The organism is Modicisalibacter sp. 'Wilcox', from assembly GCF_010993675.1.
Lineage (GTDB): Bacteria > Pseudomonadota > Gammaproteobacteria > Pseudomonadales > Halomonadaceae > Modicisalibacter > Modicisalibacter tunisiensis.
The window spans coordinates 1-18,279 of record NZ_WNXF01000017.1; the positions used below are offsets into that span (position 1 = coordinate 1).

General features: G+C 69.8%; 22 protein-coding genes. 8 read left to right on the top strand and 14 right to left on the bottom strand.

Features of this window, described 5'->3' with window-relative positions; translation table 11 throughout:
* Positions 1-329 precede the first annotated feature (329 nt).
* A complete protein-coding gene (locus tag G7A98_RS14255) occupies positions 330-527 on the top strand; it encodes a hypothetical protein (protein WP_163650348.1) in 198 nt (65 codons plus the stop codon).
* A gap of 83 nt (positions 528-610) precedes the next feature.
* Here G7A98_RS14255 and G7A98_RS14260 read toward each other — a convergent pair whose 3' ends face one another.
* The 3 genes from G7A98_RS14260 to G7A98_RS14270 form a co-directional block, all read right to left on the bottom strand.
* The gene (locus tag G7A98_RS14260; RefSeq protein WP_163650349.1) at positions 611-1,435 is read right to left on the bottom strand and encodes a TIM44-like domain-containing protein; all 825 of its coding nucleotides are present in this window, start codon (positions 1,433-1,435) and stop codon (positions 611-613) included.
* Between the two features lie 107 nt (positions 1,436-1,542).
* On the bottom strand, positions 1,543-2,325 hold the full coding sequence (yaaA, locus tag G7A98_RS14265; RefSeq protein ID WP_163650350.1) for a peroxide stress protein YaaA: 783 nt from the start codon (positions 2,323-2,325) through the stop codon (positions 1,543-1,545).
* Positions 2,326-2,418: 93 nt separating this feature from the next.
* Positions 2,419-3,450, bottom strand: a complete 1,032-nt coding sequence (locus G7A98_RS14270) for an NADP(H)-dependent aldo-keto reductase (protein ID WP_163650351.1) — start codon at positions 3,448-3,450, stop codon at positions 2,419-2,421.
* Between the two features lie 221 nt (positions 3,451-3,671).
* Between G7A98_RS14270 and G7A98_RS14275 the strand changes: the two genes are divergently transcribed.
* Together G7A98_RS14275 and G7A98_RS14280 are read left to right on the top strand one after the other, a co-directional pair.
* Positions 3,672-4,181, top strand: a complete 510-nt coding sequence (locus G7A98_RS14275) for a tetratricopeptide repeat protein (protein WP_163650352.1) — start codon at positions 3,672-3,674, stop codon at positions 4,179-4,181.
* Between the two features lie 175 nt (positions 4,182-4,356).
* Positions 4,357-4,875, top strand: coding sequence for a hypothetical protein (locus G7A98_RS14280; RefSeq protein ID WP_163650353.1), 519 nt, complete (start codon positions 4,357-4,359; stop codon positions 4,873-4,875).
* A 21-nt stretch (positions 4,876-4,896) separates the two neighbouring features.
* Here G7A98_RS14280 and G7A98_RS14285 read toward each other — a convergent pair whose 3' ends face one another.
* The 8 genes from G7A98_RS14285 to G7A98_RS14320 all read right to left on the bottom strand — a co-directional run bounded on the left by G7A98_RS14285 (position 4,897) and on the right by G7A98_RS14320 (position 9,932).
* Positions 4,897-5,883: an NAD(P)H-quinone oxidoreductase gene (locus G7A98_RS14285; protein WP_163650354.1), complete on the bottom strand. Its 987-nt coding sequence runs from the start codon at positions 5,881-5,883 to the stop codon at positions 4,897-4,899.
* Between the two features lie 55 nt (positions 5,884-5,938).
* The gene (locus tag G7A98_RS14290; RefSeq protein ID WP_163650355.1) at positions 5,939-6,493 is read right to left on the bottom strand and encodes a TIGR00730 family Rossman fold protein; all 555 of its coding nucleotides are present in this window, start codon (positions 6,491-6,493) and stop codon (positions 5,939-5,941) included.
* 24 nt (positions 6,494-6,517) lie between these two features.
* A complete protein-coding gene (locus tag G7A98_RS14295) occupies positions 6,518-7,039 on the bottom strand; it encodes a DUF501 domain-containing protein (protein ID WP_163650356.1) in 522 nt (173 codons plus the stop codon).
* Positions 7,008-7,337, bottom strand: coding sequence for a hypothetical protein (locus tag G7A98_RS14300; protein ID WP_163650357.1), 330 nt, complete (start codon positions 7,335-7,337; stop codon positions 7,008-7,010). Before G7A98_RS14300 ends, G7A98_RS14295 begins: the two co-directional genes overlap by 32 nt.
* Positions 7,338-7,363: 26 nt before the next feature.
* A complete protein-coding gene (gene ybaK / locus G7A98_RS14305) occupies positions 7,364-7,834 on the bottom strand; it encodes a Cys-tRNA(Pro) deacylase (protein WP_163650358.1) in 471 nt (156 codons plus the stop codon).
* Complete coding sequence (locus G7A98_RS14310) at positions 7,831-8,241, bottom strand: thioesterase family protein (protein WP_163650359.1); 411 nt, start codon at positions 8,239-8,241, stop codon at positions 7,831-7,833. Before G7A98_RS14310 ends, ybaK begins: the two co-directional genes overlap by 4 nt.
* A gap of 48 nt (positions 8,242-8,289) precedes the next feature.
* Entirely contained in the window at positions 8,290-9,105 is an 816-nt protein-coding gene (locus G7A98_RS14315) for a hypothetical protein (protein ID WP_163650360.1), read from the bottom strand.
* A gap of 401 nt (positions 9,106-9,506) precedes the next feature.
* On the bottom strand, positions 9,507-9,932 hold the full coding sequence (locus tag G7A98_RS14320; protein ID WP_163650361.1) for a hypothetical protein: 426 nt from the start codon (positions 9,930-9,932) through the stop codon (positions 9,507-9,509).
* Between the two features lie 52 nt (positions 9,933-9,984).
* Between G7A98_RS14320 and G7A98_RS14325 the strand changes: the two genes are divergently transcribed.
* Positions 9,985-11,139: a PatB family C-S lyase gene (locus G7A98_RS14325; protein ID WP_163650362.1), complete on the top strand. Its 1,155-nt coding sequence runs from the start codon at positions 9,985-9,987 to the stop codon at positions 11,137-11,139.
* Positions 11,140-11,221: 82 nt separating this feature from the next.
* On the opposite strand, the gene G7A98_RS14330 is transcribed toward G7A98_RS14325, so the two are convergent.
* The gene (locus G7A98_RS14330; protein ID WP_163650363.1) at positions 11,222-12,151 is read right to left on the bottom strand and encodes a co-chaperone YbbN; all 930 of its coding nucleotides are present in this window, start codon (positions 12,149-12,151) and stop codon (positions 11,222-11,224) included.
* Between the two features lie 140 nt (positions 12,152-12,291).
* Here G7A98_RS14330 and G7A98_RS14335 point away from each other — a divergent pair, with 140 nt between their 5' ends.
* A complete protein-coding gene (locus tag G7A98_RS14335; protein ID WP_163650364.1) occupies positions 12,292-13,569 on the top strand; it encodes a lytic murein transglycosylase in 1,278 nt (425 codons plus the stop codon).
* Between the two features lie 2 nt (positions 13,570-13,571).
* Here G7A98_RS14335 and G7A98_RS16840 read toward each other — a convergent pair whose 3' ends face one another.
* Together G7A98_RS16840 and G7A98_RS14345 are read right to left on the bottom strand one after the other, a co-directional pair.
* The gene (locus tag G7A98_RS16840; RefSeq protein ID WP_163650365.1) at positions 13,572-14,909 is read right to left on the bottom strand and encodes a methyl-accepting chemotaxis protein; all 1,338 of its coding nucleotides are present in this window, start codon (positions 14,907-14,909) and stop codon (positions 13,572-13,574) included.
* A gap of 231 nt (positions 14,910-15,140) precedes the next feature.
* Positions 15,141-15,854 (bottom strand): 16S rRNA (uracil(1498)-N(3))-methyltransferase, encoded by a 714-nt coding sequence (locus G7A98_RS14345; RefSeq protein WP_163650366.1) that lies wholly within the window; start codon positions 15,852-15,854, stop codon positions 15,141-15,143.
* Positions 15,855-15,972: 118 nt separating this feature from the next.
* Between G7A98_RS14345 and phaR the strand changes: the two genes are divergently transcribed.
* The 3 genes from phaR to G7A98_RS14360 all read left to right on the top strand — a co-directional run bounded on the left by phaR (position 15,973) and on the right by G7A98_RS14360 (position 18,278).
* A complete protein-coding gene (gene phaR / locus G7A98_RS14350) occupies positions 15,973-16,425 on the top strand; it encodes a polyhydroxyalkanoate synthesis repressor PhaR (protein ID WP_163650367.1) in 453 nt (150 codons plus the stop codon).
* Positions 16,426-16,520: 95 nt separating this feature from the next.
* Positions 16,521-17,807, top strand: coding sequence for a phosphoribosylamine--glycine ligase (gene purD, locus G7A98_RS14355; RefSeq protein WP_163650368.1), 1,287 nt, complete (start codon positions 16,521-16,523; stop codon positions 17,805-17,807).
* Between the two features lie 27 nt (positions 17,808-17,834).
* The gene (locus G7A98_RS14360; RefSeq protein WP_163650369.1) at positions 17,835-18,278 is read left to right on the top strand and encodes a thioesterase family protein; all 444 of its coding nucleotides are present in this window, start codon (positions 17,835-17,837) and stop codon (positions 18,276-18,278) included.
* Position 18,279: the final 1 nt, after the last annotated feature.

The following is an 18,279-nucleotide window of genomic DNA, read 5'->3' on the forward strand; positions in this document are numbered from 1 at the left end:
CAGTGAAACCGCTTAGCGCCGATGGTAGTGTGGAGCTTCTCCATGCGAGAGTAGGTCATCGTCAGGCATCTATCCCGAAAACCCCGGCCCAACGGCCGGGGTTTTTGCGTTTCAGGGGCCGAAAAACCTGCCGCGGGCGCTTCGCGGATTTCCGACCTGACCCTCACCTGGACTCTCCAGCTCGCCAGCGCTGGACACGCCACTTAGTCCGCCATCCCGAAACGGGCACGAGCTGCGGCTGATCTTGTCCGGCAGTCCCTGTTGGCGTTTTTCGCATGAGCCGATTATGGTGGACAGGGCAAACCCGACACGTTTCTCAGGAGGAGAAGATGCACGCAAGCATGCTGCGCAAGGCGGGACTGGTTCTGCTGATGGCCCTGACGCTGGGTGGTCTGGCGGCCTGTGATGATGACGGCCCGGCCGAGGAAGCCGGCGAGAACATCGACCAGGCGGCGGAGAATGCCGGTGACAGCGTCGAGGAAATGGGCGAGGACGTTCAGGACGCGGCGGAGAATGCCCAGAACTGAAACCGCGTTTCAGTAACGAGAGCCCCGTCCCTCAAAAAAGCCAGCCGACATCGGCTGGCTTTTTGCGTTTTTGCGGACGAGGATCAGCTCGGGTTCTGCTCGATGCCCTGGATGTGCCAGGGGGCACCGTCACGAAGCTCCCGGATCAGGTGCCAGGTCTCGTTGAACTCGTTGTGTTCCCCGTTCTCGTCCATGATGCCGTGGAAGATCACCGAGGCCTCGGCCTGGGTGCCGTGCTCGCGCACGTCGCCGAGCTCGACGAACAGGCGCACGATCTCGGTGCGGTTGTTGGCCGGCTCGTTGGCGCGCTGCTCGCGCAGCAGGTTGTAGAGCGAGGGCGTCACATAGTCCTGGATCTTGGGCAGGTCATTGTTGTCCCAGGCTCGCTGCAGCTCCATGAAGTGCTGCTTGGCCTCGTTGAGAAAGCGCTCCTTGTTGAACCAGCTCGGTGTGCTCGCCGCGCCGCCACCGATGCCGCCGGCAGCGCCAAAGGAGCCGGGTGCGGTGTCGTCGTTGCCGAACGTGTGAGTGTTGCGAGCCTGATGATGCGGGCCACTGGCGGTCGCGGCCCGGCGTGCCCGCAGGAAGCGGAAGGCCAGCCACGCGATCAGCGCGATCAGCAGGATATCCATGAAGCGGAAGCCATCGAAGGCGCCGCCGAAGAACAGCGAGGCCAGCAGGCCGCCGGCGAGCATGCCGGCCAGCGGGCCGGCAAAGCGCGATAGCCCCTTGGACGGCTTGCTGTGAGTGGTGCCGGTGCTGCGCTGGGTGGTAGTGCTGTGGCTGCTGGTGGAGCGGGAATAGGAGCCGATGCTCTTGCCGCCTCCCAGGCGGCGCGCCTCGGCGTGATCAACCGCCAGTCCGAAGCCGAGCAGGCCGACCAGCAGCATGACGAACAGGTTACGCATGGACAGTCTCCAGAAGGGTGAAACAGCTCTCCCATTCTACCGGCTCTGACTGAACATGGCGTGAACCGCAGTGCGGAAAATCGGCGGCGCCGGCCGCCGCTGGCCGGTCAGGCGCGCGCCTGCTCCTCGCGCACGAAGACCGGGGCGTTCTCCCGGGACAGCTCCGGTGCATGGCGGTAGCCCGCCACGTCGAAGGCCTTCAGCGCCTCGGGGTCGTCGATGCGCTCCCGAATCAGCCAGGCGCTCATCAGGCCACGGGCCTTCTTGGCGTAGAAGCTGATGATCTTGTACTGACCGTTCTTGGCATCCTTGAACACCGGCGAAATGACCCGCGCCGCAAGCCGCCGGGTATCGATAGCCTTGAAGTACTCGTTGGAGGCGAGGTTGACCAGCACCGGCGTGCCGCTGTCGGCCACGGCCGCCTCCAGATCCGCTGTCAGGCGCGCCTTCCAGAAGGCGTAGAGGTCCTTGCCGGCCGGGTTGGGCAGGCGCGTGCCCATCTCCAGGCGATAGGGCTGAATCAGGTCCAGCGGGCGCAGCAGGCCGTAGAGGCCGGAGAGAATGCGCAGATGCGCCTGGGCGAAGTCGTTGTCGGCCTCGCTGAAGCTCGCGGCATCGAGGCCCTGGTAGACATCGCCCTGGAAGGCCTGGGCGGCAGGCTTGGCGTTGTCGGGCGTGAAGGGCGTTTGCCATTCGCCGTAGCGGGCGGCGTTGAGACCCGCCAGCTTGTCGCTGATGCCCATGAGCTCGGCCAGCTGCTGTGGCGAGTACTCGCGCAGGATGTCGATCAGCGCCTGACTGTGTTGCAGATAGTCCGGCTGGGTATAGCGCGCCGTGGTCGGCGGGGTATCGAAGTCCAGCGTCTTGGCCGGAGAAATCACGCTCAGCATGCGGGGCTCCTGAAGCAGCGCGGGGTCAGGCCGGCGAGTATACCAAGCGTGGCGGCGGGGGCCGATACGGCCCCCGCTATCGGCCTCATGGGCTCACGGGCAGGGGTTGGAAATCCGCCGGTGGACGGCCTCGATCTCCTCGAGCACGGTGCTGTCGAGCGACAGGGACTCGCTTGCCAGGTTGCTCTCGAGCTGCTCCAGGGTCGTGGCACCGATGATGTTGCTGGTCAGGAAGGGACGCGAATTGACGAAGGCCAGTGCCATCTGCGCCGGGTCCAGATCGTGACGGCGTGCAATGTCGACGTAGGCGCGGGTCGCCTTCTCGGCGACATCGGAGGTGTAGCGCTGGAAACGCTCGAACAGGGTCAGCCGGCCCTGCGGCGGGCGCGCGCCGTCGAGATACTTGCCCGACAGCACGCCGAAGGCCAGCGGCGAGTAGGCCAGCAGGCCGACGTTCTCGCGGTGGGCGATCTCCGCCAGCCCCACCTCGAAGCTGCGGTTGAGCAGGCTGTAGGGGTTCTGGATGCTGGCGACCCGCGGCAGGCCCTGCGTCTCGGCCAGGTGAAGGCAGCGCATCACGCCCCAGGGCGTCTCGTTGGACAGCCCGATGGCGCGGATCTTGCCGGCGTCCACCAGCTCCTTGAGCGCGGCCAGGGTTTCCTCCAGTGGCGTGACCTCCTCGTCGGGGTCGGGCGCATAGCCGAGCTTGCCGAAGGTATTGGTGCTGCGGTCCGGCCAGTGCAGCTGGTAGAGGTCGATATAGTCGGTCTGCAGCCGGGCCAGGCTGGCGTCGACCGCGGCGTGCAGATGCTCGCGGGTGAAGCGCGGGCCGCCGCGGATGTGGCTCAGGCGGGGGCCGGCCGCCTTGGTGGCGATGATCAGGTCATTGCGCTTGCCGCGCGCCTTGAGCCAGGTGCCGATGTAGGCTTCGGTCAGCCCCTGGGTCTCGGCCCTGGGCGGCACCGGATACATCTCGGCCGTGTCGATGAAGTTGATGCCGAATGCGACGGCGCGATCGAGCTGCTGGTGGGCGTCGGCCTCGCTGTTCTGCTCGCCGAACGTCATCGTGCCCAGGCACAGGCGGCTGACATCGAGGCCGGTATCGCCTAGCGGACGGTACTCCATGAGGGGGCTCCGTGAAGTGGGGAAAACGGCATGGTAACGGGGGGCGAAAAGGGCGGCAATCGAGGGGTTGAGTCGGGCCTGTGGTGGGCGTATGCTTGCGCCCCGTCGCTCCGGCGGAGGTCCGGACGGTTGGCAGTCAGGAGATGAGGCGTGGGCTGGGCTCAGGAGTGGAGCAAGGTCGGCGTCGTCACCCAAGGCAAACTCGATCAAGGTCTATCGCCATGCCGCAGGCATCTTCCCTGTTCACCCGGCTCGAATTTCGGCTGGCCGAACAACTCTTCCATACCCGCTGGCTACCGCGTTCGCCGCGTACCCAGCGTCTGACGCTGCGCCTGCTCCAGCGCTGTGCCGATGCCGGTCACATCACCGCGCTCTCGGTCTACGGGCACATGCTCTTCCAGCGCGGCATCTCTCCCCAGGACAAGGCCCGGGGCGCCCGCTACGTGCTGCAGGCCGCCCAGACCGGCGATGTCCAGGCCCAGTACCAGGCGGCCTCCATCTACGAGCATGGCTGCGCGCAGTACCCGCGCCGCGACGACCATGCCGTGACCTGGTATGCCCGTGCCGGCGAGGCCGGTTATGCCCCGGCGGCCCGGCGCCTGGCGGAGGCCTATCGGCGTGGCGAGCTGGGCCTGTCCGTGGACCCGCGGCGGGCCGCCCAGTGGCAGGCGCTGGCCGAGCGCCACCAGCTCGGCGAGACTCACGCCGAGCCCGGTGCGCTGACCCACTGACGGGAATTCGGCTCCCGGGGCTCGCCCCCGAGGCCACAACCCCTTAGGCTAGATAGCTGGCGAGAGCCGGTGACTGCGCCCCGGGCGGCAGTCACCGGCGCGCTCGTCTGCTCGCGCTCCGGAATGTCCCGACTCCGGGCCGGGCATCGTTCGTCAATGACAAAGGACCGCTGATGTGACGCTGCCCATTCTCCTCGATATCGAAGCGTCCGGCTTTGGCCGCGGCAGCTATCCCATCGAGATCGGCCTGGCCCGGGGCGACGGCAGCGTCTGTGCCTTCCTGATCCAGCCGCAGGCGGAATGGACGCACTGGGATCCCAAGGCGGAGCTGCTGCACGGCATCAGTCGCGATCGCCTGGCCCGCGAGGGCTACCCGGTGAAGGAAGTGGCGCGCTGGCTCAACGACGAACTGAGCGAGGCGGGCATCGCCTACAGCGACAGCTGGGGCTACGACAATACCTGGCTGTCGCTGCTGTTCCACCACGCCGGGATGCTGCCCCGCTTTCGCCTCGAGGCGCTGCGCTCCCTGCTGTGCGATGCGCAGCTGGCGGCCTGGAAGCGCACCAAGGAAAGTCTGATCCGGGAGCGCGGCATCCAGCGCCACCGCGCCGGGGAGGACGCCCGGCTGCTGCAGCTGACCTACCTGCGCACCCGGGAGGCGGTCGCGGCGATGCGCCGCGACACGCCCCGTTGAACCGCCTCTGGTGTGGCGTCGTCAGCCCTCGCCGCTGACCGCCAGCAGCACCTTGCCGGTGCTTTCGTTGCTTTCCAGATAGGTCATCGCGGCCTCCGCCTGCTGGATCGGCCAGTCGCGGTCGATCAGCGGGCGTATCTCGCCACGGCTCAGACGCGGCCAGACGTGGGTGTGCAGGCTGTCGAGGATGGCCCCCTTGGCGCGCGGCGACTTGCTGCGCAGGGTGGAACCGATGAAGCGCTGGCGTTTCATGAGCATGCGGCCCATGTCCAGCTCGGCGGTGCGCCCGCCCATCAGGCCGATCAGCACCAGCCGGCCGTCCTGGTTCAGCACGCGCTGGTTGTCCGCCAGGTAGCCGGCCCCCACCGGGTCGAGGATGACATCCGCACCGCCCCAGTCGCGGACCGCGTCGACGAAGCTGCCGTCGTGGCGATTCCAGCCCGCCTCGGCGCCGAGGCGGCGGCAGGCCTCCACCTTGGCCTCGCTGCCCACCGTCACGAAGCAGGGGTAGTCGAAGGCCTTGCAGAGCTGGATCGCGGCGGTCCCCACGCCGCTGGCCCCGGCATGCAGCAGAACCCGCTCGGGCCTGCCGTCGACGTGGCGCAGCCCGCCCTCCATGAACAGGTTGAGCCAGGCCGTGGCGAAGACCTCGGGCAGGGCCGCGGCCTCCCGCAGCCCCAGGCCCGCGGGCAGCGGCAGCACCTGGGCGGCGTCGACGACCACCTCCTCGGCGTAGCCGCCGCCGGCCAGCAGGGCGCAGACCTTGTCGCCCGGGCGCAGCCGTTCGACGCGCGGGCCGGCCTCGACCACCGTACCGCTGACTTCCAGGCCGAGGGTGTCGGTCACCCCCGGCGGCGGGGGGTAACGGCCCGCCCGCTGCATCAGGTCGGCACGATTCATGCCGGCCCAGGCCACCTGAATCCGCACGTCCCCGGGGCCGGGTCGCGGTGGTGCCTTCTGTTCCTGCCAGTTCAGCCCCTGCTGGTCATCGATGGCGATGGCGAACATGCGTCTCTCCTCGCTGGTGGGGACGTTCCACTCTACCCAAGCGAGGCGGTCGTCGTCACGACAGGCGGGCGTCGGCGGGCAGCAGGCGGTCGAGCAGCGCCGGAGGGGTCTCGGCGGCGACGAGGCGGGCGCGGGTCTCGGCGTTGAGAAAGCCGCAGTCGACGGCATGATCGAGAAACTGCAGCAGCGGCCGGTAGAAGCCGTCGACGTCGAGCACGCCCACCGGCTTGTCGTGCAGCCCCAGGTACTGCCAGGTCCACACCTCGAACAGCTCCTCGAGGGTGCCGATGCCGCCCGGCAGGGCGACGAAGCCATCGGCCTGGGCGGCCATGGCGGCCTTGCGCTCGTGCATGTCGTCGACCCGGATCAGCTCGCTCAGCCCCTCGTGGGCCATCTCGCGATCGACCAGGTGATGCGGAATCACGCCGATGACCCAGCCGCCGGCGGCCAGGGCGGCATCGGCGACGGCCCCCATCAGGCCGACCCGGGCGCCGCCGTAGACCAGCCCCCAGCCGCGCTCGGCGATCGCCCGGCCCAGCGCGATCGCGGCGTCGCGAAAATGCGGGGCCTTGCCCTCGCGGGATCCCAGATAGACACAGACGTTGGGCATGCAGAACTCCTTGAGGCGGCGGGGTCAGGGCAGGCAGTCGATCACGCCGTACTCCCGGTCGAGCCACTGGCCGATCACGTTGTCGCCGGCCAGATGATGGGCGTACTGGGTATGCAGACAGCGCACCTGGTTCCAGTTGGCGATGCCGCCGATGCCGCGCTCGCGGAAGAGCGTCTCGTAGCCGCGCTCGGCGGCCAGGCGGCGGTGCTCGGGGTGCATGCTCGCCCAGCGCCGCGCGACATAGTCCTCGTGACTGCGGCGATAGGCGGCGAGGAACTCGGCGTCGTCCTGCAGGCGCGCCTCGAGCTGCTTGATCACCCCGGCCGCCTCGATCCGCGACAGCTCGATCTTGAGGCGCTCGGAGCACAGCCAGTAGAGGGTGGGGAAGGGCTTGTCGTCGACGATCGACTCCATGCGCAGCACCAGCGGGGTGCCTTCGCCATCGGTGGCGGTGACGGCCTGGATGCCGCGCGGGGCGCGGCCGAGTTGCTCGGCGATGATCGCCAGTTGCCGCTCATCGGGGGGGACGTCGGTTCGGATCAGCATCACTGGGGTTCCGCAGGAATTTGGTCGAGCGCGCCACCGCGCGAAAGAAGGCCTGGTTGAGCTGCGCGGGGGTCGGCGTGTAGGCCCACTCCCGTGCGCAATAGTCGGTGGCGCGGGCGATCAGGGCATCGTAAAGACGATTGAACGGCGCATCATAATCGTAGGGGTCGGCGTCGAACAAGCGGATGTGCGGATAGTCGGCGAAGCGCTCGAGGAAGTAGCGCTCGAGCTCGCCCTCCACCCGACGGTGGCGCTCGACGTCGTCGGGGAAGAGCCACAGGTCGTAACGGATTGCCATGGGAAAGCTCCCGGTCGGGGTGCGGCTCAGCGGCGGGCGATGGCGGCCAGTCGCGCCCCGGTGAGGCGCTGCAGGTCGGCGGGGGCCAGGGCGATCTCCAGGCCCCGGCGCCCGCCGCTGACGTGGAGGCGTTCCAGGGGCTCGGCACTGACATCGAGGAAGGTCGCCAGGCGCTGCTTCTGGCCCAGCGGACTGATGCCGCCGACCACGTAGCCGGTGGCGCGCTGGGCATCGGCGGCCTCGGCCATGGCGGCCTTCTTGGCCCCGGCGGCGCGTGCCAGCGCCTTGAGGTCCAGGCTGGCGGAGACCGGCACGATCGCCACCGCCAGGCGTTGCCCGTCGAGCCGGGCGAGCAGGGTCTTGAAGACCGCGTCGGGCGACAGGCCCAGCGCCTCGGCGGCCTCCTGGCCGTAGGCCGGCGTCGCGGGGTCGTGGGCGTACTCGTGCACCGCGAAGGCGACGCCGGCCTGCTCGAGCCGGCGGATGGCCGGGGTCACGTGGCCGCCTCGGCGGCGGCGATGCGGTGGCCCTCCAGCGCCTCGCGGATCGCGTCGGGAATCGGCCGGGCCTGCTTGGCGGCATGGTCGAAATGGATCATCACCGTGCGCCCCTCGGCGCCGAGGCGGCCGTGCTGGTGCAGCGTCTGCTCGACCGTGAACGAACTGGTGCCGATGCGCGAGATGCCGGTGCGCATCTCGATCGGCGCATTGAAGAACAGCTCGGCGCGGTACTCGATCTCCATGCGGGCCAGGATCAGCACCCAGTGGCGCGGGTCCAGGTCCGGGGTGAACAGGCGGCAGACGTCGTTGCGGCCCAGCTCGAACCACACCGGAATCCGGGTGTTGTTGATATGGCCGAGCGCATCGGTGTCGCTGAAGGTCGGCGTCAGGGTCTGGGTAAACATGGCGAACTCCTTGTCGACGGCTCAGTATCCATCCCGCGGCGGGTCCGGTCAAGCCGCCTCGCCCAGCTGCCGGCGCCGATGCAGCGCCTGCAGGCGCGTCCAGATCAGCAACCACAGGGTGGCGGCGGCGAAGCCGGCCAGGGTGCCGGCGGCGAGTCCCCAGTCGTCATAGGTCAGCGACACGCACAGCGCATAGCTGAGCAGCGAGCCCAGCCCCGCCGGATAGTGCTTGATGACCGTGGCGGTGGGCCCGGCGCCGTGAGTCAGGTGCAGGATCACCAGGAACGGGAACATGGTCACCGGGAAGGCCGACAGCAGCCCGGCCCAGGCCGCCGGCAGCACGTGCGCGAGGCCGGTGATGAGGAAGATGATGGCGGCAGCCAGCCCGGCGCGAAACGCCAGCGCCACCCACGAGAAGGCCCGCCGGCCCGTGGCGGGGCGCTCGGGGATGCCCCGGTAGAGCCCGATGAACAGCGCGATGGCCGCCAAGGTGGTCAGCGTGCCGCTGACCCGGGTGAAGTCGATGGCCGCCAGTACCGTGCTGGCGGCCAGCCAGGCGAGGAGGCCGCCGACGGTGCCCAGCAGCACGCCGGGCAGGCCGTCGCGGCGGCCGCACAGCAGGTAGCCGCCGCCCAGCGCCAGGGTGGCGGTGAAGCCGGCCAGGGTATGCACGGCGCTCTCGGCGGCGAAGCCCGGGCCGATCTCCACGCCGATGAAGAACAGCGCGATGGCGGTGCCCAGCGGGTAGCCGGACAGCAGCCCGGCCACGCGGGTGCTCAGGCGCTCGGCGACCAGCGACAGCCCGAGCACCACGCCGATCGACACCAGCAGCTTGCTGACCTGCAACAGCAACGAGAAGTCCATGACTCTCCTCGACACGGGGATACCGCGCCCTCGGCGGCGCAAAAGCCCTCTACGCTAGAGGCAGTGCGGCCGCACCGCCATTCCCCTTTAGGCTTTGTAGTACCCTGGGTGTGATCGCTCGACAGGGGGCATCCGGAGCCAGGCCGTGGGAGCGACTTCAGTCGCGATGAATCCGCCACCGGGCCGCCGCAGTCGAGGATGAATCCTCTCCCGCACGCCTCCCTTCAGGGCCCGAGCTGTCGGGGCATCTCTCCTGCACTAGGCTTTGTCTGAAAACTGGCTGCGCTCGACCATGCGGCGTTAAAAATCAGCTCAAAATGCTCATTTACACCCTGTAAACTCCGCTTTTTCGCTGATTTTTGCCTTGCCTGATCGTCGCTCGCCGACTTTTCGGACAAACCCTAGACGAGGCGCCGGGCGCGCTGGTCGGCCCAGGCCTCGGCCAGCGGCGCCTCCAGCGTGTCCCGGAGGTGCTCGGGCAGGGCGTCGCGGGCCGCCTCGAGCGAGGCGAACTCGCGGTTGCGCAGCCAGCAGTAGGCCCAGGCGCAGCCTTCGCAGGCGTCGCGCGGCACCGGGCGCGAGGGCATCTGCACCAGCAGGAACAGCGCCGTGCGGGCCGCCCACAGCGGCGGGCGGTCGTCACGGCTCCAAGCGTGCAGGGTGGCACCGTCGGGGGTGGCCTCGGGCTCGCCGAGCCCCGCCAGCCGCGCGGTATCGGCGAGGATCATCGCCAGGCGGTCGGGTGCGGCCTGGCCGATCTGCAGCCAGTGGTCGACCAGGCGCGAGGTGCCGCGCACGGCCTTGGCATAGAAGAGGGAATCGGGCATGTTCGCGTCACGTGTCCGTTTTTTGCAGGATCCATCCGTCTCGGGAGGTTTCATGTCCTTCGATTTTGCCACGCCCATCGACCGTCGCCAGCATCCGTCGCAGAAATGGCACCGCTACGCGCCGGACGTGCTGCCGCTGTGGGTGGCCGACATGGACTTCGTCTCGCCCCCGGCGATCGTCGAGGCGCTCGAGGCGCGGGTGGCGCATGGCGTGTTCGGCTACGGTACCACGCCCGACAGCCTGCGCGAGGCCCTGTGTCGCTGGAGCGCCACGCACTACGACTGGTCCATCGCCCCCGAGTGGCAGGTCTGGCTGCCCGGCGTGGTGCCGGCCCTGCACCTGGCCTGCCGACTGCTCACCGCGCCGGGCGAGGGCGTGCTGACGGTCACGCCGATCTACCCGCCGTTTCTCAAGGTGGCCGAACAGCACGGCCGGCTCGCGCAGACGGTGGCACTTTCCGAACCGGCGGCGTCCGGCGAGCCCTGGCGGCTCGAGCGCGAGGCGCTGGAGGCGGCGATCACCCCCGAGACCCGGCTGCTGCTGTGGTGCCACCCGCACAATCCCACCGGACGGGTGTGGAGCGTCGGCGAGCTGGCGCTGCTCGCCGAACTGGCCGAGCGCCACGATCTGACGATCGTCTCCGACGAGCTGCACTGCGACCTGATCCTCGACGACGCCCCGCACCGCCCGCTGGCGGCGCTCTTCCCGGACCTGGCGGCGCGCATCGTCACCCTGTGGGCGCCGTCGAAGACCTTCAACGTGGCGGGGCTGGGCTGTGCCTGCGCGGTGATCCCCGACCCGGCGCTGCGCGAGCGCTGGCGTGCGGCGATGCGCGGGGCCATGCCCGATGTCAACGTGCTGGGCATGCTGGCCGCCGAGGTGGCCTACACCGACGGCGAACCCTGGCGGCAGGCGCTGCTGGCCGTGCTGCGCGACAATCGCCGGCGGCTGTTCGCGGCGGTGGAAGGCTGGCCGGGCGTCCGCGCCACGCCGCCCGAGGCGACCTATCTGGCTTGGCTCGACCTGCGCGAGGCGGGCCTGGGTGACTCGCCCCAGCAGCGGCTGCTCGAGGACGCCCGGGTGGCGCTGTCCGATGGCGCCGACTTCGGCTGGCCGGGCTTCGTGCGCGTGAACTTCGGCACGCCGGCGAGCGTGCTCGACGCGGCCCTGGAACGCCTGGACGGGGTGCTCGGCGGTCAGGCATGAAAAAGCGCCCGTGCCGGGTGTCAGGCACGGGCGCCGCTGGAGCAGGGGCAGCGGGGGGACAGGAGCCCCGGCTGCCGCAGGCTCAGTAGAGCAGGGCGAAGAGCTTGCGGCGGTAGGCCACGGTCAGCGGATGATCGGCGCCCAGGGCGTCGAAGACCCGCAGCAGGGTCTTGCGGGCGATGTCGTCGCCGTAGCTGCGATCCTGCTTGAGCAGTGCCAGCAGGCCTTCCAGGCCGTTCTCGTAGTCACCGTCGGCGACCTGGCGCAGGGCGCGCTTGAAGCGGGCCTCGCTGTCGTCGCGGCTTTCCAGTGCGGCGAGTTCCTCGCGGCTCGGCGCTTCCTCGCCGAACTCGATGCGCGCCCGCACGCCGCGGGCCTTGGCGCCGTCGCGGTATTCCGGCGGCAGATTGTCGAGAATCTCGCGGGCCTGGTCGGCCTGACCCTCGCCGACCAGCGCGCCGGCCAGGCCGATCTGGTAGTCCGGGTAGTCGGGATAGGACTGGATCAGCTCCTGATAGATCGCCCTGGCGGTCGCGGCATCGCCGGCGGCCAGTGCTGCCTCGGCCTGCTCCTCGGGGCTCGCCGAGGCATCGGCCGGCGCTTCCAGGTACTTGGCCAGCCACTCGCGGATCTGGCTCTCCGGCAGGGCGCCCTGGAACTGGTCGTAGAGTTGCCCCTGCATGATCAGCTTGACGTCCGGCACCGAGCGGATGCCCAGCTGGGCGGCGATCTGCTGGTTGTCCTCGATGTTGAGCTTGGCGAGCACGAAGGCGCCGGCGTATTCCATGGCCAGCTTCTCGAGGATCGGCATCAGGTTCTTGCAGGGTTCGCACCACGGCGCCCAGCAGTCCAGCACCACCGGGATCTCGAGAGAGCCTTCCAGCACCACCTGCTGGAAGTTCGACATGTCGACGTCGACGATATAGCGGGACGGGTCGATCGACTCGCCCTGGCTGGACTGGGATTCGGACGACGTCAGCGGCGCTCCGGTGCGGGGATCGACGATCGGCATGGTGATGGCCTTGATAGCTGCGAATTTGCCCTATCAATGCGGGTGAAAGGGCGTGGATTCAAGGGGCGGCTTGCGACAAGATGGGCGCGCTTGTTCGTCATCGGCAAGCGTCACGCCGCCCCTGTACGCAAGGACCCCTCATGAGCCTCTCCGCCCGTCGCCTGTGCCTATTGTCCGTTGTGCTGCTGCCCTTGTGGGGGTGCCAGAGCGGCCCCGGCGCCGCATCTCCCGCCGCTGACGCCGCCGGCACGCCTTCGCGCGAGGCCGCGTCCATGGCGCCGGCGCGCCCGACGGCGCCCAGCTTCGCCGCCTGGGTGGCCGATTTCCGTCGCGAGGCGGCGGCCGCCGGCATCGACGCCGCGACCCTGGCGGCAGCCTTCGACGACGCCACCTACCTGCCCGAGGTCATCCGCCGTGATCGCGCCCAGCCGGAGTTTTCCCGCCGGGTATGGACCTATCTGGACGGCGCGGTCTCGCCGGCCCGCATCCGCCGGGGGCACGACCGCTGGCAGGCCCATCGGTCGGTCATCGAGGCCGCCGCGACGCGCACCGGCGTGCCGGCGCCGATCCTGGTGGCGATCTGGGGCATCGAGAGCAGCTACGGCGAGCACTTCGGGGACGTCTCGACCATCGATGCCCTGGCCACCCTGGGCTACGACGGGCGGCGGCCGGACTTCGCGCGGCGCGAGTTGATGGCGGCGCTGCGCATCCTCGCCCGGGGCGACATCGACCGTGCGCACATGCGCGGCTCCTGGGCCGGCGCCATGGGGCACACCCAGTTCCTGCCGTCGAGCTTCGAGCGGCACGCCCGGGACGCCGACGGTGACGGGCGCCGCGATATCTGGGGCAGCATTGCCGATGTCATGGCCTCCACCGCCGATTACCTGGCCGAGGCCGGCTGGCGCCCCGGGGAGCCCTGGGGCGTCGAGGTGCGACTGCCCCGGGGATTCGACTACGCCCGCACGGAGCTCGACGTGCGCGCGCCGGCCGCGGACTGGGCCGAGCGCGGCGTGACCGCGGTCGATGGCGGCTCCCTGCCGGCGCTCGCCGACGCCTCGGTGATCGCCCCGGCCGGCGCCCAAGGGCCGGCGTTTCTGGTCGGTCACAATTTCCGGGTGATCATGCGCTACAACGCCTCGACAAGTTATGCCCTGGCCGTGGGGCTGCTGGCCGACCGCCTGGCGGGACGGCCGGGCGTCCAGGGGGACTGGCCCCGGGAACAGGCGGCCCTGTCGCATGACCAGATCCGGCTGCTGCAGCAGGCCCTCAACGCGCGCGGTTTCGATACCGGCACGCCGGACGGCGTGATCGGCCCCGCCACCCGTGGTGGCGTGCGGGCCTACCAGCGCGCGCGGGGCGAGACGCCGGACGGCTTCGTCACCCGCGCGCTGCTCGAGCGCCTGCGTCCGGCGTCCTGACCTCAGGCCGTGGCGAGCGCCGGCAGGTCGCTGGCGGCCCGCGTCTCCGGGGCATCGTCGGCCAGGGTGGCGGAGAAGCGCTCGATGGCCACGACGGCGTCGTTGGCGCCCTCGCGGATGCGCTGGATCGTCTCGCCGGCGGTGCCCGCCAGCTGCACGCCGTTGCCGGTGCGTTCCAGGCAGGTCTGCATGCTTTCGTGGGCCTGCTGGCCGAGCGTGCGCAGGGTGTCGATGGTGGCGACGATGTCGCGGGTCGCCCGGGTGGTGCTGACCGAGAGCTGGCGCACCTCGTGGGAGACCACGGCGAAGCCGCGGCCGTGTTCGCCGGCGCGGGCGGCCTCGATGGCGGCGTTAAGCGCCAGCAGGTTGGTCTGCTCGGCGATGTGGTGGATGCTCTCGATCACCCGGGTGATGTCCTGGGAACGCTCGGCCAGCTCGTCGATGACACGGGAGGCCTGGCCGATGGACTCGGCGATGTGGCGAATCTCGGCGACGGTGCTCTCGATGATGCGCGCGCCGTCGTTGGCGCTGACCTCGGTCGCCGCCGAGATGCGGTAGGCGATGCGCGCGCTGTTCGTCTCGGCCTGGTGCTGCTGGACGCGTGGCGTGATGTCGGTGGCGAACTTGACCACCTTGTACAGGCGTCCCCGGGCGTCGAAGACCGGGTTGTAGGTGGCTTCCAGCCACAGCTCGTTTCCTCGGCTGTCGAGACGCCGGAACTGCCCGGATAAGAACTCGCCGGCGTTGAGCCGGGTCCAGAAGTCCCGGTACTCGGCGCTGGCCGCGTACTCGGGATCGCAGAGCGTCCGGTGGTGGGCGCCGATCAGGGTGTCGCGGTCGTGGCCCACGGTGGCCAGGAAGTTGTCGTTGGCGGTCAGGATATGGCCGTCCGGCGTGAACTCGACGATCGCCGTGGAACGGTCCAGGGCGTCGAGGCGGCTGCGCATGTCCTGCTCCCGGCGCACCTTATCGGTGATGACACGGGCGATCTTGATGATCCGCCGCACCTTCCCCGCGCGATCGAGCACCGGGCTGTAGGTGGCTTCCAGCCACAGCTCGCGGCCCGCCTTGTCGACGCGGAGAAAACGTCCCGAGAGGCTGCGACCGGCGCCCAGCTGTGCCCAGAAGTCGCGATACTCGGGGCTGGCGGCGTAGTCGGGTGCGCAGAGCCGGCGATGGTGCTGGCCCCGCAACTCCTCGAGGCGATAGCCGCTGGCCTCCAGGAAGCGGTCATTGGCCTCGAGGAGGGTGCCGTCGGGGGCGAATTCGGCCATCGCCTGGGAGCGGTCGAGGGCATCGATGATGGCGGCGTTCCGTCGAGCGGTGCGTGAGAAGGGCATGCGGGACTCCGTGTGCTGGCGGTGACGGCCCCGTGGGATAGGGAAGGGGACCGGGCGATGTCGCGTCGGTGACCGGCGTCGCCGATAATAGTTATACAAAAACTATACGTTGTCCAACTTGTGGAAAGCAAAACCGGGATTCAACGGTGCGCACCGTCGTCCGGCGCCGGGGGCGTCCGGATGACGGTGACAGAGCAGGCGTCAGAAAAAGCGGCGGCTGGCGGAAGGGCGTTAGAACAGGCGGGCCAGCAGCGCGGTGACGGCGGTCTCCACGCGCAGGATGCGCTCGCCGAGGTGAATGCCCTCGCAGCCGGCCTCGCGCAGGCGCTCCACCTCGTAGGGGATGAAGCCGCCCTCGGGGCCGACCAGCAGCGTGCAGGGCTCGCTGAGGCCGCGCGGGCAGGGATCGGGCATGCCGGGGTGAGCGAGCAGGCCGCGGCGCCCGGCGAGCAGCGCCGGCAGCCGGTCCTCGACGAAGGGCCTGAAGCGGCGTTCGACCGTCACCGTCGGCAGCATGGTGTCGCCGGCCTGCTCGAGGCCCAGCACCAGGTGATCGTGGATGCGGGCGGGGTCGAGTTCCGGCGACTGCCAGTAGCTCTTCTCGACCCGGCGGGTGTGCAGCAGCGTGAGTTGCTTGACGCCCAGGGCGGTGACATGCTCCAGGGTCCGCGCCAGCATGCGCGGCCGGGGCAGCGCCAGCACCAGGTGCACCGGCAGCGGCGCCGGGGGCGGCTGGTCGAGGTCGAGCAGCGTGAAGCAGGCCGCCTCGCGCTCGAAGCGCTCGAGCCGGGCGCGCCCGCGCCGGCCGTCGCGCACGCCCACGGTCAGGGTGTCGCCCGCCTCGGCGCGGTGGACCTCGTGCAGGTGACGCAGGCGGCGCGGGTCGGTGAGGCGGACGCGGCCGTCGGGACCGCAGTCGCCGGGTTCGAGCAGGATCAGGTTCATGGGCTCTCCAGGCGGCAGGCCGCCATGATAGCCGACCCGCGGGGCGCTGACAGTGGTTTGCAACCCCCGGGGGGCAATGCACAATGCAGGAATACCGACAACCGAGAGGGACAGCGCCGTGCGAGTGATACGCAAGTATGCCAACCGTCGACTCTACGACACCCAGCAGAGTCGCTACGTCACGCTCGAGGATCTGCGGCGCCTGGTGCTCGAGGACGAGCCGTTCCGGGTCGAGGATGCCAAGAGCGGGGAGGACCTGACGCGCACCATCCTGCTGTCGATCATCATCGAGCAGGAACAGGCCGATGGGGGGGCCGAGGTCTTTTCCAACGACCTGCTGGCCCAGTTCATCCGCGTCTACGACATGGCCCAGCCGCTGCCGCTGGCGCGCTATCTGGAACAGGGCACCCACCTGATGCTGGAACAGCAGAAGCGCTTCCAGGACCAGTGGCAGCAGGCGATGCGCCATTCGCCGATGGAGATGATGCGCGAGATGGCCGAGGAGAACATGCGCTTCTGGCAGAAGACCATGACGCCCCGCGGCAACGACGAGGACGACGAGTCGCGCTGACCGGCCGGCCCGGGACGAGGCGCCATGCAGCGGCGGCGCCCGCTTTCTGACATAATGCCGGCCAGTCGATTCCCACTTTCGAGCAAGGTTTGTCCATGAAGGTTCTGATCATCGGCGGCGGTGGCCGCGAACACGCCCTGGCCTGGAAGGCGGCGCAGTCGCCCTATGTGGAGACCGTCTACGTGGCCCCGGGCAATGCCGGCACGGCGCGCGAGTCCAAGCTGACCAACGTCGACATCGCCGCCGATGACCTGGAGGGCCTGGTGACCTTCGCCCGCGAGCAGGCCGTGGGCCTGACCATCGTCGGCCCCGAGGCGCCGCTGGTGGCCGGGGTGGTCGACCGCTTCCGCGAGGCCGGACTCAAGGCCTTCGGCCCGACCCGGGACGCCGCCCGGCTCGAGGGCTCCAAGGCCTTCTCCAAGGACTTCCTGGCCCGTCATCGCATTCCCACCGCGGCCTACGCCACGTTCAGCGAGGTCGGCGCCGCGCTGGCCTATCTCGCCGAGCAGGGCGCGCCGATCGTCATCAAGGCCGACGGCCTGGCGGCGGGCAAGGGGGTGATCGTCGCCATGACCGAGATCGAGGCCGAGGCGGCCATCCGCGACATGCTCGAGGCCAACGCCTTCGGCGACGCCGGGGCCCGGGTGGTGATCGAGGAGTATCTCGAGGGCGAGGAAGCCAGCTTCATCGTCATGGTCGATGGCGAGCACGTGCTGCCGATGGCCACCAGTCAGGACCACAAGCGCGTCGGCGACGGCGACACCGGCCCCAACACCGGCGGCATGGGCGCCTACTCGCCGGCGCCGGTGGTCACCGCAGCGGTTCATCAGCGCATCCTCGACGAGGTGATCCTGCCCACGGTGCGCGGCATGGCCGAGGAGGGCACGCCCTACACCGGCTTCCTGTATGCCGGGCTGATGATCGACGCCCAGGGCGCGCCGAAGGTGATCGAGTACAACTGCCGCTTCGGTGACCCGGAAACCCAGCCGATCCTGATGCGCCTGAAGAGCGACCTGGTCACGCTGTGTCTGGCCGCCGTCGAGGGGCAGCTGGACCGCGAGACCTGCGAGTGGGATCCGCGCGCCGCGGTGGGTGTGGTCATGGCCGCCGGCGGCTACCCCGGCAGCTATCGCAAGGGGGATGTCATCGACGGGCTGGACGCGGCCCAGGCCGCCGGCTGCAAGGTGTTCCACGCCGGTACCGCCGAGGACGCCCGGGGGCGCGTGGTCACCAGCGGCGGGCGCGTGCTGTGCGTCACGGCGCTGGGCGAGCGGGTCTCCCGGGCCCGCGACCGCGCCTACGACGGCGTGGCGGCGATCCACTGGGACGACGTTCTCTACCGCCGTGACATCGCCTATCGGGCCATTGCCCGCGAGGCCTGAGTGCGCCACGGCGCCCGGAGCAGAGCCATGCAGCGACTCGCGTTTCCCGAGGCGGAGTGCATCCATCGCCAGCCCCTCACGGTGCGTCTCGGCGACATCAACTACGGCCGGCATCTGGGGCACGATGCCCTGGTCACGCTGCTCCACGAGGCGCGCGCCCGGGCCATCGCGGCCCTGGGGTTCAGCGAGTCCGATGTCGCGGGCTCGCCCAGCGTGGTGGCCGAACTGACGGTGCAGTACCGCGCCGAGGCGCACTGGGGCGACGTGCTGGTCGCCGAAACGGCCATGCCGACGCCGACGGGCAAGGGCATGCCGGTCTACCAGCGGCTGGTGCGCGAGGCGGACGCGCGGACCGTGGCCGTGGCCTGCGTCACCCTGCTGTGGCTCGATCCGGCCAGCCACCGGCCGATCGCCGTGCCCCCGGTGCTGGTACAGGCGGTGCAGCGTAGCCGAGCGCCGGGGAGCGACTGAG